The following is a 15,682-nucleotide window of genomic DNA, read 5'->3' as shown; positions in this document are numbered from 1 at the left end:
TATGCACGGTTTCCGTGGTGGTTGGGGGTGGTTTTGTAGCGCGCCGCGGGGCACCCGGGGGGCGAAGGGGAGTTACTGCCGAGCGGGGGGGGGGGGGGCGGCCGGCGGCGCGGCGCGCGTGCCGACGTCGGCGTGACTACGGCGTAGGGCTACCGGCGCACCACCAGCCGGTCGACGTTGACGCCGGTCCCGGAGGCCGACTCACTCCCCTGACCCGTCGCCACGAGGGTCAGCGTGTGCTCGCCGGAGCCCAGGTCCGGGCTCGACCAGATGAGCTGGTTGCCCACCCGGGTGCGGCCGTAGAAGTCGGCGGAACCGACCTCGACGCCGTCGATCAGCACGGTGGCGAGCCCCTGGTTGGAGGCGCGCAGCCCGTACAGGTCCACGGACGAGCCCGTGAACCGGAAGTCCACGGAGTCGCCGGCCACCGTCGTCGACGTCACCGACGAGTGGTACAGGCCCGTGCGGTTGATGCAGCCGGGGCAGCTCAGCCAGCCGTCCCCGTGGTAGTCGAGGCGGCCCTGGCCGGTGCCCTCGCTCTGGTCGTCCACCGAGCTCGTCCCGCCGCCCCCGGGCGCGACGTCGACCCGGTCCACCGAGACCCAGCCGCTGGAGCGCCCGGAGGCCACCTCGAACCGCAGGGTGTGCGGGCCGTCGACCAGCACCGGGGTGCGCCACTCGACCTCGCCGCGGTCGGCGTAGGACAGCACCACCGGCTCGTTCCCGTCGACCGAGACCCGCGCCGTCCCGCCGTGCGGGCCCGCCACGCCGGTGAGCGTGGCCTGCGTCCCGTCGAAGGTGACGACCGCGGCGTCGCCGCGGTCGCGGCTCGCGCTGACCGTGCCGCCGACGGCGTCGCGGAGCTGCCCGGCGGTCACGGCGGGGCACCGGGCGCCGTGGCGCTCGTTCGCGGAGCAGTGCGTCCAGCCGTTGCCCTCGTAGGTGATCGCCGCTGTGTCCTGCGCCGCTGCGCCCGTGGCCGCCTCCTCGGCGCCCGCCGCGTCGTCGATCGTCGCGACCGGCCGCAGCGGGCCGACGGCGAGGTCGGCGAACTGCACCGGCGCGTAGTCGCCCGAGAGCCCGACCATGCCGGACGTCCAGGTGGTGTCGGTGACCTCGGCGACCTGCGCGCCGTCGACCGTCGCCGTGATCACGTCCTGGTCGAAGGACAGCCCCAGGTCGTGCCAGCCGGCGCCGTCCGCCGTGGCGCCCTCGGACGTGCCGCCGTCGAGCGTCCCCGAGGCCAGCTCCAGCCGGGCCCGTCCGCCGGGCTCGCCCCGGCCGAGGGACCACGTGCCGTCGGCGCCCAGGCTCAGGCCGTAGCCGTTGGGCACCGGCTGCATCGCGTCGTTGGACACGCGGCCCAGCACCTCGGCCGTGCCGTCCGCGGGCACGTACGCCGTGACCCCGACCGCGTAGTCGGACCAGTTCAGGTCGCCCAGGATCCCGGTCGGCTTCTTCCACGCCGCCCACGAGATCGCCGGCTGCGGCGAGACCTGCGTCAGGCACGTGCCGCGCCGGTCGCCCGCGCACGGACGCTCCTCGTAGGCACCCTCCATCTGGGAGAAGTACGGCGTCTGCCCGCTGGGGCCGCCGTCCGCCAGGCTGTTCTCGTACGGGAACGGGAACGCGGACTCGTGCTCACCCTCGGCATTGCCGGGGCCCTTGCCGTTGACCGTGGTCACCGTGACCACCGCGTTCGCGGGGACGGTCACCGTGTACGTGCCGTCGGGGGCTCGCCGCAGGTCGGGCTGCCGGACCAGCCGGTCGTCCGCCGTCGACTGCCACACGTGCAGGTCGCGCGCCTTCAGGCCGCCGGCGACCGAGAGCGTGACCGTGCGGGGCGCGGTCGCGCCGATCGTCTCGATCACGGTGCTCCAGTCACCGCCGCGCGGTGCCCTGCGCGTGACGAAGCTGCCCTGCGCGGTGTCGGCGGCGTCGAGGTAGCCCGACGACGCGTCCAGGTGCTGCCAGCCGGGCTCGGCGAACTGCGTGGTCTGCGCGACCGCCCAGATCGCGGACTGCACCTGGTACGCCCCCGACCAGGGGGTGTTCGCCCGCATCAGGCCGGCGTCGGAGATGCTCAGGCCGTCGTAGTAGGCCGTGAGCAGGTTCCAGAAGTTGACGCCGGTGATGCGGCCCTCGAGGTAGGCGTGGTTGATGAGCGAGGGCACCGAGGCGGACGAGCCGCCAGCGCCCCACTCGGCCGACCACGGCCCGCCCTCGGAGATCCACAGCGGCTTGCCCAGCGCCTGGGCCGTGGCGGAGCTGGGCCCGCGCGAGTAGTGGTTGCCGAGCAGGTCCACGGCGTCGAACAGCTCCGGGTCGTTCGTCATGTCGACGGCGATGGGCCATTCCCCGCGGCGCGCGGCCTCGTCCGAGGCGATGATCCGCACGTCCGCGTAGCCGGCGGCGTCGAGGGCGGCGCGGTAGTCCTTGACCCACTGCGCCTCGTACTCGCGCTCGTTGCGGATGCCCACGTTGTCGATCGTGAGCCCGTGCCCGGCCGCGCAGTCGAGCCAGTCGACGAAGTAGTCGATCGTGTCCGCCGAGTAGTACTCGCCGTCGCCGAGCCACCCCGGCGCGCCCCACGCGAGCGCGCCGAGCGTGATGTCCGGGTTGCGCTTCACCGCCTCCTCCATGAGCCACCACTCGTAGCCCGCGTCGCAGTCGACCTCGCCGCGCACGTGCTCGTGGCTCGACTCCGAGCCGTCGGTCGTGTTGGTGTCGCCGCCGATCTCGACCTTGAGCATCTCCAGTGACGCCCCGTAGCCCGGCTTGAACAGGTAGTCGAGGATCTCGGCCCGCTCCTCGCGCGGGTAGTCCAGCAGCAGCCGGGACGTCGCCCCGCCGCCGGAGATCGCGCCGACGCCGTCGTAGGTGCGGCCGTCGCTCCCGCCGTCGACGGCGATGGTCGCGGCGGCGCCGGAACCGGAGCCGGCCGTTTCGGCCGGACCGGCCGGGTCGACGTCGGCGGCCGCCGACACGCTGCCCGCCAGTCCGCCGGCGGTGAGCAGGGCTCCGGCCAGGACCGATGCCGTCAGGCCCCGTCGCCGGCTGCCCTGTCGTCGGCTGCCCTGTCGTCGGCTGCCCTGTCGTCGGCTGCCGCGCGGTCCGCCCGGCGTCCGCGCCGATGGTCCCGGGCGCTCGGGGGTGTGGGTGGCTTGCATGCTGGAGTACTCCCTCGTATCCGTGCTGCTGCTCCGGGCCGCCCCATCTTTGTGAGCGCTAACATGCCCGGCCGCCACAGACTAATGAGATGTATGACGAATGACAAGATGGCGCCCTCTGGCGCGGCCGCCGGCCGCCGGCCGCCGGTCGGCGCCCGACGCCGGCTCACGTCGTCCAGTTAGGCCCGCTACTCGGGGTAGCGCTCCACCAGTTCGACCCGGACGACGGCGTCCGCGGGGAGGTCCACGAAGAAGTCGACGGTCGTCTCGGCCGTCCGTCCGGGCTTGACGCCCTCGACCACGGCCGTGCTCGTGTCGTACGTCGTCTTGCCGTCCTTGCTCTCGACCACCACGTCGACGAAGTAGTCGAACGTCCGCGTGCCGCTGTTCGTCACGGTGACCGGAACCCGGTTGATACCGGGTGCCATGGAATCGATCGCCCCGAGCTCGACGTCCTTGCTCAGGTCGGCCATACCCACGTCTTCGAGCTTCGCGACGTTCAGCGCCGGCACCGTCGAGACGCCACCGATCTGGTTCTCGTAGGTGAAGCCCCCTTGCACCACGGCATGGATCTTCAGCACGTCGCCGGACTCCACGCCGTCGAGCAAGGCCTCGTCGCCGATGAAGACGGCCTTGGTCTCCAGCTCGTACTCGGCGCCCGGCTGGTTCACGCCCGCGCCGGCCAGGAACCGGTCCGGACCCGTGCTGTTGTCGAACTGCACGACCACGGCGTACAGCACGACGGCCCGCCCCTCGGCCTCGTCGGGGTTGTCCGCTACGGCCGCCCACTGCGCCGCGTCGAGCCGGACGAACTCCTCCAGGTCGGGGGTCGTGGCGCCGTCCTCCTCGTCCGGCGGCGTGGTGGCGCTCTCCTCGACGATCGTCCGCGCCGTGTCGGACACGAAGTCCGTCACGGCCGCCGCGGCGAACACGCCGAGCACCGCTCCGGCCAGCGAGAGCACGATGCCGGTGATCGCCGCGCCCCGCCCGACCGGCGGGTCGGTGCGGCGCGAGCGCGCGACCCCCACGATCCCGAGCACCACGCCGAGGATCGAGGGCACGAACAGCAGGCTGAGGAACAGCGACGAGATGCCCAGCACGAGGCTCGCCGTCGCCTGCGGGTTGGTCGGCGCCCCCGGCCCGGTGCCGGGCGCGCCCGGCACCTGCGAGTACGACGCCTGCGGATACGGCGGCTGCACGTACGGGGCCTGCGGATAGGGCGCCTGCGGGTACTGCGCCTGCTGCTGGGGCGACTGCTGGTAGGACGACCCCTGCGGGTACGACTCGTACGGTCGCGGCACCACGGACGGCGGCGTGGGCCCGGGAGCGGCGGACGACGGCGGCGCCATCGGCCGCGTGTCCCCCATCGGCGGCTCCGGCGCGGTGAACCGCAGGTCCTGAGTCTCTTCCGACTCCCGCTCGTCCACCCGTGTACCCCCGTCGCCGCGTCGCACGTCTGTCACCGGCACCGCCCTGTCGGAGCGACCGGCGCCTTCTCTGGCTCAACATCGTATGGGTCAAGCCCGGACAAATGTCGGAAAAAGCCCTGTCAAGGCCGAGCGGCCGGGGTGAAATCCCCGGTCGGCTCACGCCCGTCCGCCTGCCTCACGTCACCACGTCGAGCTCCCCGACCACCTCGCCCAGCAGCTCACCCGTGGGCCGGAACCCGCACCGCAGGTAGAACTGCTCGGGGCTCCTGGCGTGGGTCGCGTCCCACAGCACAGTGATCCGCTCCACGCCGCGGCGTCGCGCCTCCGCGGCGACCTGCTCGACGGCGAACCGCCCGACGCCGCGCCCGCGGGCCGCCGTCGCGACGTTCAGCCGCCAGATGCCCGCGCGGAAGGCCGGCTCCGGCTCCTCGGGGCTCCAGTTGGCCATGACGAAGCCGACGACCACACCGTCGTCGGTCACCGCCCGGGGCCAGGCGGTCGGATGGACGTACGCCTCGGCGACCGACCAGACCGTGGGAGCGACCGGCTCGTCGTCACCGGCCTGCGGCGGCAGGCGCAGGACGTCGCCGAGATTGTCGACGCTCAGTTCCTCGAGTCGCAGCACCATGGTTCCTCCCGTCGCTGCATCGTGGTTCCGAAGGTACGCGGAGCCACTGACACCCCCGGCCGACAGGCCGGGGCGGGGCGCCGGCACCACGTGCCGACACCCCGCCGTCGTCGTCCTTGCTCGCTCGCCTGCCTGCTCGGAGCAGTGACCTACTGCCCGGTGAACACGAACTGCGAACCCGGCTCCTTCTCGACGTCCCCCTCACCGGAGTTGGTGACGGTCACGTTCGACAGGATCGCGTTGCCGCGGGCGCCGCCCATCGCGAGGATGCCGGAGCCGTTGTTCGACCCGTCGATCCGCACGTTCGTGATCCGGACGTCGGGCATGTTGCCGCCGCCGTTCTTGAACTGGATGCCGTCGTAGGTGGAGTCGACGATGTCCGTGTCGCGGATGGTGACCCCGGTGATGTCATGGGTCTGCGGGAAGATCGTGATCGCCCCGAACTCCTGGTCCTCGTTCCAGAACGCCCCGCCGGTGCGGTACAGGCCGTTGTTGGCGATGAGCGTGGTCCCCGAGAACGGCAGCGGGTCGTGGTCGGTCGCCAGCATGATGCCGGGGTAGTTCATGGTGTCGTAGACCAGGTTGTTCTCGATGGAGTTGTCGTAGCCGCCGTAGATGGCGATCCCGTTGGCACGCCACGGGAGCTGGACGGTGTTGTTGCGGAACGCGTTGTCGTGGCCGATGTCGACGTTGCGGTCCTTGACGTACGGGTTGGCCCAGACGGCCAGCGCGTCGTCGCCGGTGTTGCGGAACGACGAGTTGAACACGAGCGAGTTGCGCGTGCCGTTGCTGAAGTTGATGCCGTCCGCGTAGGTGTTGCGGATGCGCATGCCGGAGAACTCGACGCCGTCGCCCGGCCCCCACAGCTCGGGGATGTTGGTGTAGTCGCGACCCACCCACACGCCGACGTTGGCGTGCTCGATCCACACGTTGGTGATCTTGGTGTTCTGCCCGAAGCGCCCGTTGAGGCCGACACCGCCCTCCTCCTGGCCGTTGTTGCCGCGGATGTCGCCGGAGCCGAAGATCGCGATGTCGGAGATCTGGACGTTGTCGTCGATGTCGAACCCGAAGTTGCCCTCGTGCGGGTGGTTGATGACGCCCGGGGCGAGGTGCGGCTTGATGAGGCTGTAGAGCTGCGAGTGCCACATGCCCGCGCCGCGGATCGTGACGTCGCTGATGCCCACCTGGTTGTGCGTGCCGCGGTTGAGCGGGTCGTCGGTGAGGATCTTCTTCTCCTGGCGCCACTGGCCCGCCGGGATCCACACGCAGTCGATCTCACCCTCCTGGTTCGCGGTGACGGCGGCCTGGATGGCGGCCGTGTCCTCGAGCCCGTCGTTCGGGACCGCGCCGTACTCGGTGATCGACGTGCACTGCGCCGGCTTCGAGGTGGCCGGCGCCACCTGCTCGAGCTCGACCAGGTCGATGATGTAGAACGCGGCGTCGTCCCCGGCGTCGCGCTGGAGCTTGAACACCGTGCCCGCCGGGAAGGACCGGCTGAGCAGCGCGTGCGACTCGTCGAAGAGGCGGCGCGCGTCGCCGCCCGGGGTGTTGACGAGGCCCTCGGGCTGGTCGGTCGTCCCGTACAGCCAGGAGTGCTTCGAGGAGAGCGTCAGCTTCTGCACGAACTGGCCGTCCGCGTAGAGGCTGATCGTCTTCTCCTGTCCCCCGCCGGCGGCGGCGTCGGGGATCGAGTTACGGACGACGATCGAGTTGGTCTGGTTGGTGGACGTGAACTGCACGTACTGGCCCGTGCTGTTCAGCCGCACCGACTCACGGCCCGACGACTCGGTCGCGAAGTTGGTGTGCCCGAACGTGCGCAGCGGGTCGGTCTGCAGCAGCGCGCCCGTGTACTGGCCGGCCTCGGCCTCGTAGGTGGTGTACGGCACGGCGGCGCCGCGGCCCACGGTCACCGCGAGCGTGCCGGTGTTGTTGTCCTCGTTCGTCTCGTCGACGACGTCGGTGGCGTCGGCCGTGGCGGTCACCGTGACACCGCCGTTGGTCGCCGTCCACGTCGCGGACGGCGTCACGGTGACGGTGCCGCCCGCCGGGACGGCCGGCGTCGTGCCGTTCAGGGTGGTCGAACCCGCCACCACGCGGGTCACCGAGCCGGCCGCGACCGCCTGGTTGCCCCGGTTGCGCACCTGGACGGAGAAGGTCACCGCCGCGCCGACGGCGGGGTTGGCCGGGTTGGAGGTAACCGAGACGACCTCCAGGTCGGGCCCGGGCGCCTCGCCGACGACGAGCTTCGCCGTGGCCGTGAAGGCGTTGTCGGTCTCGTCCTGCTCGGCCACCGTGTTGGCGGGGTCGACGACGGCGCCGACGGTGTACTCACCGGCGGGCTTGGTCCCGGCCGCGACCTGCACCTGGGCGGTCGCGCCCGGCTGGAGCGCGGCGACGTCCGACGAGCCGGCCGTGCTGCCGCCGAGCTTCCCGTCCAGCGTCGTGGCCGCCGAGGCCCGGTCGCCGGTGTTCTTCACGGTCGCCGTGAGCGTCAGGGGCGTGGTCGCCGTCGGCGACGCCGGGGACGCCGTCACGGCCGTGACCGTGAGGTTCGGGTTGGGGGCCGGGGCGCCGTAGACCTCGACCTCGGCGACCTGGCCGTTGCCCGCGCCCGTGTTGGCCGTGAAGCGCAGGCGCACGTCCGTGACCGTGCCGGTGACCGGGATGTCCACGAGGTTGCCGCTCCCGGGCGCGAACGCGTACCCGGCGGACGCCTTGATCTCCTGCCACCCGCCCGTCCCCGAGCGCCCCCAGACCGAGAAGGTCTGCGTGCGCGCGCCCCAGGCGGCGTCCGGGTTGACGCGGACGCGCACGCTGCTGACCTGCGTGGGCGCGGCCAGCGAGACGTCGAGCGTCGACGGGTACTGTCCGCCGGCGCCCTCCCAGTACGTGCCGGTCTGCCCGTCCACGGCGTTCGCCGCGACGTACGTCCACTCGGTCGACGACGCCGCCGCCGGACGGTTCAGCGCGTAGTTGGTGCCGGTCGGGTCGGTGGGATCGGTCGGGTCCGGCGGGTCGGTCGGGTCGCCGCCGCCCGTGGGCGTGCCCCAGACCTGGAGCTCGGAGACCTGGCCGTTGCCCGCGCCGGTGTTGGCGCTGAACGCGAGGCGCACCTCGTCGGCCTCGGCGTCGAGCGGGATCTCGACCGTGTTGCCGCTCGCCGGGTCGAAGGCGTACGCCGCGGAGGCCTTGAGCGTCCGGTACGACGACTCGCCGTCGGACCGCCCGAGCACGCTGAACGTCTGCGTGCGCGGGGACCACGCGGCGGGCGGCGGGAGCTTGACGACGACGCGCTCGACGTCGGAGTCCTGCCCGAGGTCGACCGTGAGGTGCGCCGGGTACTGCCCGCCCGCACCCTCCCAGTAGGAGGCGGTGTTCCCGTCGTTGGCGTTGCCCGCGACGTAGGTCTGCGTCACGGACGACGCCGTGATCGGCTTGCCGAGGGCGAGGTTGGTGGCGTCCGCGGCGTGCGCGACGACGGCCAGGCCGAGCGGTGCGACGAGCGCCAGCGCGGCGCCCGTCACGACCGTGTGCTTCCAGGGGATTCTCATGAACGTCCTCGTTCTCCCGCCGGTGGCGGGCTCGGCCACCCTGGGCAACGGCGCCCGACGTCGGCGCGACCGGGCCGGTGCGCGTCGACGTCCTGGGTGGGTCGGGTCGGCGCCACCGAGGCAGCCCGAGAGGGGCTGCGTGCCGGGGGCGAGAGTGCAGAGTTGCAGTACGTGCACTGCTTTGTGCTCGTTGTCTGTCAAGTTCTTGCAGTCTTGCGGTTCGGATATTACGAGGGCGAAACCTGGGACGTCAAGGGTCCGGGGCCACCCGGAAGCGCTGGCATCATGGCCCGCATGTCCGACGCCGCACCCCTCACCTGCCCGTTCTGTCACCGGGCCGTCTCGCGGGCCACGCTCCCCCTGCACTCGTGGTGGCACCAGCGGCGCCGCCGGGACGGCCAGCAGAAGGATCACGTGACCCTGACGCCCGACGCCCGGTACGAGGGCTCGCTCGACGGCGTCCCCCAGACCTACCGCCACCTCGTCTGCGGGGCGGGCACGGGCATGCCCGAGGAGATCGTCCGCAGCTACCTCGCCAACCCGTTCCTCTACGGCGACCGCTCGTTCTGCACCGGCTGCGGCGACTACGTGTCCAAGGCGGAGCTGCGCTGGATCGAGACCGGCCAGCCCCTGCGCGAGTACTTCGACGCGCTCCGCGCGGCGGCGACGCCGGAGCTACGGGCGCGGGCGCACGCGCACTACCGGGGGTCGGCGGACTTGTAGGGCTGGACGCCGGGGCTTGACCGGCGGGTGCCTGGACCCCGCCAGGCGAAAATCCCCCACCCCCGCGGTGGTGCGCCGCACGCGACAGGCGGACCGTGGAGAGATGGATCCCAGCACCGACGCAGCGCCGACCGGCCCGGCCCCGACAACCGCGGCGCCGACGGACCCCGCCTCCGCCGAGGCAGCCGCCGTGTCCGAGCGTCTCTTCGGCGCCGTCCTCGGCACCGTCGACCTGCTGTCGGCGTTCCTCGGCGACCGCCTCGGCTGGTACCGCTCGCTCGTCGACGACGGCCCTGCGACCGCGCCCCAGCTCGCCGAGCGCACCGGCACGGACGCCCGTTACGCCCGCGAGTGGCTGGAGCAGCAGGCCGTCACCGGCCTGCTGCGCCTCGACTCCGACGGCGCCCCCGACGCGCGGGTCTTCAGCATCCCGCCGGGCACCGCGGAGATCCTGACGAACCCTCACCACCTCGACCTGCTCGCTCCCGTCGCCCGGATGTTCGGCGCCGTCGGCGGCGCGCTCCCCCAGCTGCTGGACGCCTACCGCACCGGCGGCGGCGTGAGCTGGGACGACCTCGGCGACGACGCGCGCGAGGGGCAGTCCGACATGAACCGGCCGTGGTTCGAGCACCGGCTGGCCGACGCGCTCGCCGGCGTCGCCGACCTGCACGAACGGCTCGGGCGGCCCGGCGCCCGGGTGCTCGACGTCGGCTCCGGCGGCGGCTGGTCGAGCATCGCGCTCGGCCGGGCCTACCCCGGCGCGACGGTCCACGGCATCGACATCGACGCGCCGTCGGTGGCGATGGCCACCGAGAACGCGCGCGCCGCCGGCGTCGGCGACCGGGTCCGCTTCTCCCACGGCGACGCGGCGCACCTGCCGGAGGGTGGGTACGACGCGGCCTTCGCCTTCGAGTGCGTCCACGACATGCCGCGGCCGGTCGAGGTGCTCGCCGCCGTCCGACAGTCCCTCGCGCCGGGCGCCCCGCTCATCGTGATGGACGAGGCCGTGGCCGAGACGTTCGCGCCGGACGGCGACGACGTCGAGCGCCTGATGTACGGGTACAGCATCTTCATCTGCCTGCCCGACGGCCGCTCCAGCCGGCCGAGCGCCGCCACGGGGACGGTGCTGCGGCCCTCGCTGCTGCGGGAGTACGGCGCGGCCGCCGGGTTCAGCGAGTTCGAGGTGCTGCCGATCGAGGACTTCGGCCTCTTCCGGTTCTACCGGATGAAGGAGGCGGGGACGTCCTAGAGCTGGGACCCGCCGCCGTCCACCACCAGCTCGGCGCCCGTCGTGTACGTGGCCTCGAACAGCAGGAACGCCACCGCCCGGGCGATCTCGTCCACCGTGCCGAGGCGCCCCATGGGATTCTCCCCCGCCATCTGGGCCTTGGTCTGCTCGACCGCCTCCGGGGGCATCGACTTGGCCAGGATGCCTGAGTCGATCGGCCCGGGGCTCACGGCGTTGACGCGGATGCCGCGGGGCAGCAGCTCGCGGGCCAGGCTCCGCGCGAACGACCGCACGGCGGCCTTGGTGGCCCCGTAGGTGCTGAGCATCGGCAGGCCGAGCGCGTTGGCGACGGAGGTCGTCAGCACGACGCCGCCGCCCGGGGCGATCAGCGGCGCGAGCTTCTGCGCGGTGAAGTACGGGCCTTTGGTGTTGATCGCGAACAGCTCGTCGAACATGTCCTCCTGCGTGGCCTCGAAGGGCGCGAAGCCGTTGATGCCCGCGTTGGCGAAGAGCCCGTCGATGGTGCCGAACTCGGCGCGCACCCGGTCGGCCAGCGCGTCGATGTCCGCGAGGGACGACGCGTCGCTGCGCACCGCGACAGCACGGTCGCCGAGCTCGGCCCGCGCGGCGTCCAGGGCGCCCTGGTCCCGGCCGGTGATCAGCACCCGCGCGCCGCGGGCGGTCAGCAGCCGCGCCGTCTCCAGGCCGAACCCGGTGCTGCCGCCGGTGATGACGATCTTCTTGTCTGCGTACTCGCTCATGGCTCCAGTCAACGGCCGCGACCGGCGCGCGGTCCAAGACCTGTTCCGCACCCGGCCATAGCCGAACTGCATGTCATAGACTGACATCATGACGGTCGAAGAGAACCTGGACCTGGACCTGGACCTGCGGCTGATCCGGTACTTCGTCGCCGTCGCCGAGCACGCCGGCTTCGGCCGCGCGGCCGACGCGCTCCACCTCGCGCAGCCCTCGCTGAGCCGCCAGATCCAGCGGCTGGAGCACCAGCTCGGGGCCCGCCTGCTCGACCGCACGCCGCACGGCAGCGTGCTCACCGAGGCCGGGACGGCGTTCCTCCCGCACGCGCGCGCCCTGCTGGGGCAGGCCCGGCGGGCGGCGGCCGTGGCCCGGGAGGCGGGCACGTCCCGGACGTTCACCCTCGGCCACACGGGCGGCACCGACGTCGGGGACGTGGCCAGGGCGCTGCGCGCGCGCCTGCCCGGCACCCTGGTCCGCACCCGGCACCTGGAGGAGGCGAGCGCCGCGCAGGCCCTGCGCGACCGCGCGGTCGACGGGCTGATCGCCCGCCTCCCGCTGCCCGCCGAGGGCCTCCGCGTGGTCCCCCTCTACCAAGAGCGCCGGGTCCTCGCCGTCTCGACCGCCCACCCGCTCGCCGGGCGCGACGGCGTCACACCGGGCGAGCTCGACGGCGAGGCCCGCGTCTCGTGCGGCGCCACGGACGAGGCTTGGACCTCGTTCTGGCGGCTGGAGGACGGCGGCGGCACCGCGCCCGTCCCGCTCGCCCCCTCGACGGTCGAGACCTTCGAGGACAAGCTGGAGCTGGTCGCAGCCGGCGAGGCCGTGGCGATCCTCCCGGAGGGGGACCGCCGGCTCGCCCTCTGGCCCGGCGTGACCACGGTCCCGATCGTCGGGGCCGAGCCCGTCCAGGTGGTCGCGGCCTACCGCCCCGGCCCGGACGCGTCCGGCGACGCCTTCCGCGCCGCGGCCACGGACGCCCTGGGTGCGGGGCCGGCCGACCAGCCGGCTCCCCTCCCGCCGGTCCCCGCCTCGCCAGCCACTGCCTCGCCGGTACCCGTGGCCTGACGGTTCAGGACGTCGTCCGCACGCGGACGGTCGCGATCTGGAACGGGCGCAGCTCCAGGCCGATCGGTTCCCCGCCCGCCCACGTCTGCTCGCCGAGGTCGCGCTCCAGGAGGTCGGTGCGCCACGCCGTCGAGAACGGCGTGCCGAGCCCGAGGGTGACCGCGGTCCGCGCGCCCTGCGCCTCGTACAGCCGGACGACGAGGTCGCCCGACCGGTCCTCGGCGAGCTTCACCGACTCGACCAGGACCGACGGGGCCGAGACCGTCACGATCGGGTCGACGGCGGCGCCCGGGTCACCCTGCACACGGCGAGCCGGGAGGTTGAGCCGGTAGCCGGCGGCCGCGGCGTCGAGCACCGTCGCGGCCGGTCCGATCGTGGTCCGGAAGACGTGGGACCCCTGGTCGGCCTCGGGGTCCGGGAACTTCGGCGCGCGCAGCAGGGACTGCCGGACCAGGGTCGTCGTGCCGCCGTCGGCGCGCGTGGAGCGGGTCACGTCGTGCCCGTACGTCGACGCGTTGGCAACGACCACCCCGAACCCCGGCTCGCCGACGTGCACCCACCGGTGGGCGACGGTCTCGAACCGCGCGACGTCCCAGGACGTGTTCGCGAAGGTGGGCCGCATGACGTGCCCGAACTGGATCTCGGAGGCGAAGTCGTCGGCGCGCACGTCCACGGGGAAGGCGAGCTTGAGCAGCTTCTCCTGCTCGTGCCAGTCGACCTCCGTCTCGACCTGCAGCTCCGCGGCGTCGGCGGCGAGCCGGAAGCGCTGCACGATCGTGGAGCCGCCGTGGGTGTGCGTCACCGTCAGGACGTCGCCCACGACCTCGACGGCGTCCGGCGTGCGGAGCTCGGTGACGGCGTTGGCATAGGAGCGGTCGATGTCCCACGCCTCGAACATGTTGGGACGGTCCCGGAAGACCTGCAGCAGACCGGCCTGCTCGCCGTCGGGGACGACGTCGCGGCCCGACGCCAGGTCGACCAGGGAGACCAGGAGGCCCGCGGCGTCGAAGCGCGCGGAGAGGCGGCCGTTGTCGAGGCGGTAGCCGCCGGGGACGGCGGCCGGGGTCACGTCCGGCGTCGGTCCGGCCGGCGTCGAACCCGGGCCCGCGCCCTGCCCCGCGGCGTCGTCCTGCGGGGCGAGGACCGCGGCGCCCAGCGCCGGCACGTCCCCGTGCGCGAACGGTGCCGCGTTGAACACGACGGTGGCTCCCCCGTCGCCGGCGAGCGCCCGCTGGGCGGCCGCGATGATGCCCTCCAGCTCCTCGCCGACCCGCCGGTAGGCCTCCTCGGCCTCCTCGTGGACCCAGGCGATCGCCGAGCCGGGGAGGATGTCGTGGAACTGCTGCAGCAGCACCGTGTGCCAGATCGTGTCGAGCCGCTCGTAGGGGTAGTCGAGCAGACCGCGGACGGCGGCCGTCGCGCTCCACAGCTCGGCCTCGCGCAGCAGGTGCTCGCTGCGCCGGTTGCCGAGCTTGGTCCGGGCCTGGGAGGTGTAGGTGCCCCGGTGGGTCTCCAGGTACATCTCCCCCGTCCAGACGGCGGGGTGCGGCAGGTTCTCCTTGGCCGCCGCGAAGAAGTCGGCCGGTGCGCCGAGCGTCACCCGCGGGGAGCCTTCCAGGTCCCGGGTACGGCGCGCGGCGGAGATCATCTCGCGGGTGGGCCCGCCGCCGCCGTCGGACCAGCCGAACAGGGTGACCGACGTGTTCGACGTCGCCTTCTCGGCGTGCTGCCGCTGCGCCTTGGCGAGGTCGGCGGCGCCCAGGTCCGAGCCGTAGGTGTCGTTCGGCGGGAAGTGCGTGAAGAGCCGGGTGCCGTCCAGGCCCTCCCAGAGGAAGGTGTGGTGCGGCATCCGGTTGGTGTCGTTCCAGGACATCTTCTGGGTGAGGAAGCTGTCGGTGCCGGCCGAGCGCGCGATCTGGGGGAAGGCCGCGGTGAACCCGAAGGAGTCAGGCAGCCAGGCCTCCCGCGAGAGCGTCCCGAACTCGCGGAGGAAGAACCCCTGCCCGTGCAGGAACTGGCGCACCAGCGCCTCGCCGCCGGGCAGGTTCGTGTCGCTCTCGACCCACATGCCGCCCACGGGGACGAACCGGCCCTCGGCGACCCGGGCCCGGATGCGCTCGAAGAGCTGGGGGTAGTACTCCTTGACCCACGCGAGCTGCTGCGCGCTGGAGCAGGCGAAGACGAAGTCGGGGTCGGCGTCCATCAGGTCGAGCACGTTGGAGAACGTGCGGGCGGCCTTGCGCACGGTCTCCCGCGTGGGCCACAGCCAGGCGGAGTCGAGGTGCGCGTGGCCGACGGCGACGATCGAGTGGGCGGTCGCGTGGGCGGGGGCGGCGAGCACGCCCGCGAGCTCGCTCCGGGCGGACGCGACGGTCGCCGTGACGTCGTCCGGGTCGATCGCGTCGCACGCCCGGTCCAGCGCGGCCAGGATCTCGGCCCGGCGCGGGAGGCCCGCGTCGAGCTCGCGCACGAGGCCGACGAGCGCGGTGATGTCGCTCAGCAGCGCGTCCACGTCGAGGTCGCGCTCGACGAGCGTGACGTCGCGCAGCGTGTAGACGGGCTCGGTGCCGGCCGTCGCCTTGTGGCCCAGGCGCGCGATGCGGGAGGTGCCGGCGGGCAGGAAGGTCCCCGGGAGGGCCGCCGCCATCCCCGCCGCCGGGGTGGGCGGGGCCGAGGCGAAGAAGTGCTCCAGCATGTTCGGGTTGGACGCCGCCTCCACGAAGACGTCCACCGCGTCGCCGTCGACGTCCACGACGTGGTTGAACGGCTCGACGCCCTTGATGATCGAGCCGTCCGGCCGGTACAGCAGGCCCTCCGCCTGGAAGGCGGGCATCAGGCGCGAGAAGCCGAGGTCGACGAAGAGCTGCACGGTCGTGCCCGCGCGCCCCCAGCCCTCCGGGACGGAGCCCGTGACGTGGAACCACGTGGTCCCCCAGGGCTTGCTCCAGGCCTGGCCCACCTCGAACGGCGTGAACTCGTGCGCCACGGCCTCCGCGAAGGGCACGGGCTCGTCGGGCACCTCCCAGGCCGTGACGCGGACGGGCGCCCTGCGCGGGAAGAGGGCGGGGACGAGGAGGTCGCGGACCGTGTTGTTGACCCGGTGCTCGACCTGGACGGCGTTGTCGTTCATG

9 protein-coding genes are annotated in these 15,682 nt (G+C 73.1%); 3 read left to right on the top strand and 6 right to left on the bottom strand.

Going from position 1 to position 15,682, the window contains the following annotated elements; translation table 11 throughout:
- Positions 1 to 149 precede the first annotated feature (149 nt).
- The 4 genes from ACFV9Q_RS00610 to ACFV9Q_RS00595 form a co-directional block, all read right to left on the bottom strand.
- The gene (locus ACFV9Q_RS00610; protein WP_377232682.1) at positions 150 to 3,170 is read right to left on the bottom strand and encodes a hypothetical protein; all 3,021 of its coding nucleotides are present in this window, start codon (positions 3,168 to 3,170) and stop codon (positions 150 to 152) included.
- 188 nt (positions 3,171 to 3,358) lie between these two features.
- Positions 3,359 to 4,633, bottom strand: coding sequence for a DUF4190 domain-containing protein (locus ACFV9Q_RS00605; RefSeq protein WP_377232681.1), 1,275 nt, complete (start codon positions 4,631 to 4,633; stop codon positions 3,359 to 3,361).
- Between the two features lie 142 nt (positions 4,634 to 4,775).
- Positions 4,776 to 5,228, bottom strand: coding sequence for a GNAT family N-acetyltransferase (locus ACFV9Q_RS00600; RefSeq protein ID WP_377232680.1), 453 nt, complete (start codon positions 5,226 to 5,228; stop codon positions 4,776 to 4,778).
- Positions 5,229 to 5,377: 149 nt separating this feature from the next.
- Positions 5,378 to 8,779 carry a CARDB domain-containing protein gene (locus ACFV9Q_RS00595; RefSeq protein ID WP_377232679.1) on the bottom strand — a complete coding sequence of 1,134 codons (3,402 nt, stop codon included), beginning with the start codon at positions 8,777 to 8,779 and terminating at the stop codon, positions 5,378 to 5,380.
- A 294-nt stretch (positions 8,780 to 9,073) separates the two neighbouring features.
- On the opposite strand from ACFV9Q_RS00595, the gene ACFV9Q_RS00590 reads away from it, so the two are divergent.
- The gene (locus ACFV9Q_RS00590) at positions 9,074 to 9,502 is read left to right on the top strand and encodes a hypothetical protein (protein ID WP_377232678.1); all 429 of its coding nucleotides are present in this window, start codon (positions 9,074 to 9,076) and stop codon (positions 9,500 to 9,502) included.
- Positions 9,503 to 9,605: 103 nt separating this feature from the next.
- A complete protein-coding gene (locus ACFV9Q_RS00585) occupies positions 9,606 to 10,751 on the top strand; it encodes a class I SAM-dependent methyltransferase (protein ID WP_377232677.1) in 1,146 nt (381 codons plus the stop codon).
- Here the strand turns inward: ACFV9Q_RS00585 and ACFV9Q_RS00580 are convergent.
- A complete protein-coding gene (locus ACFV9Q_RS00580) occupies positions 10,748 to 11,491 on the bottom strand; it encodes an SDR family oxidoreductase (RefSeq protein WP_377232676.1) in 744 nt (247 codons plus the stop codon). The two genes, ACFV9Q_RS00585 and ACFV9Q_RS00580, sit on opposite strands and share 4 nt — an antisense overlap.
- Before the next feature lie 88 nt (positions 11,492 to 11,579).
- Here ACFV9Q_RS00580 and ACFV9Q_RS00575 point away from each other — a divergent pair, with 88 nt between their 5' ends.
- Positions 11,580 to 12,551, top strand: coding sequence for a LysR family transcriptional regulator (locus ACFV9Q_RS00575; protein WP_377232675.1), 972 nt, complete (start codon positions 11,580 to 11,582; stop codon positions 12,549 to 12,551).
- Positions 12,552 to 12,555: 4 nt separating this feature from the next.
- Here the strand turns inward: ACFV9Q_RS00575 and ACFV9Q_RS00570 are convergent, their stop codons facing one another.
- Positions 12,556 to 15,681: an alpha-mannosidase gene (locus tag ACFV9Q_RS00570; protein WP_377232674.1), complete on the bottom strand. Its 3,126-nt coding sequence runs from the start codon at positions 15,679 to 15,681 to the stop codon at positions 12,556 to 12,558.
- Position 15,682 lies beyond the last annotated feature (1 nt).

This window comes from Promicromonospora sp. NPDC059942 (assembly GCF_042731755.1).
In the GTDB taxonomy this organism is placed as follows: domain Bacteria; phylum Actinomycetota; class Actinomycetes; order Actinomycetales; family Cellulomonadaceae; genus Promicromonospora.
This window is presented reverse-complemented; position numbering and strand designations above follow the sequence as displayed.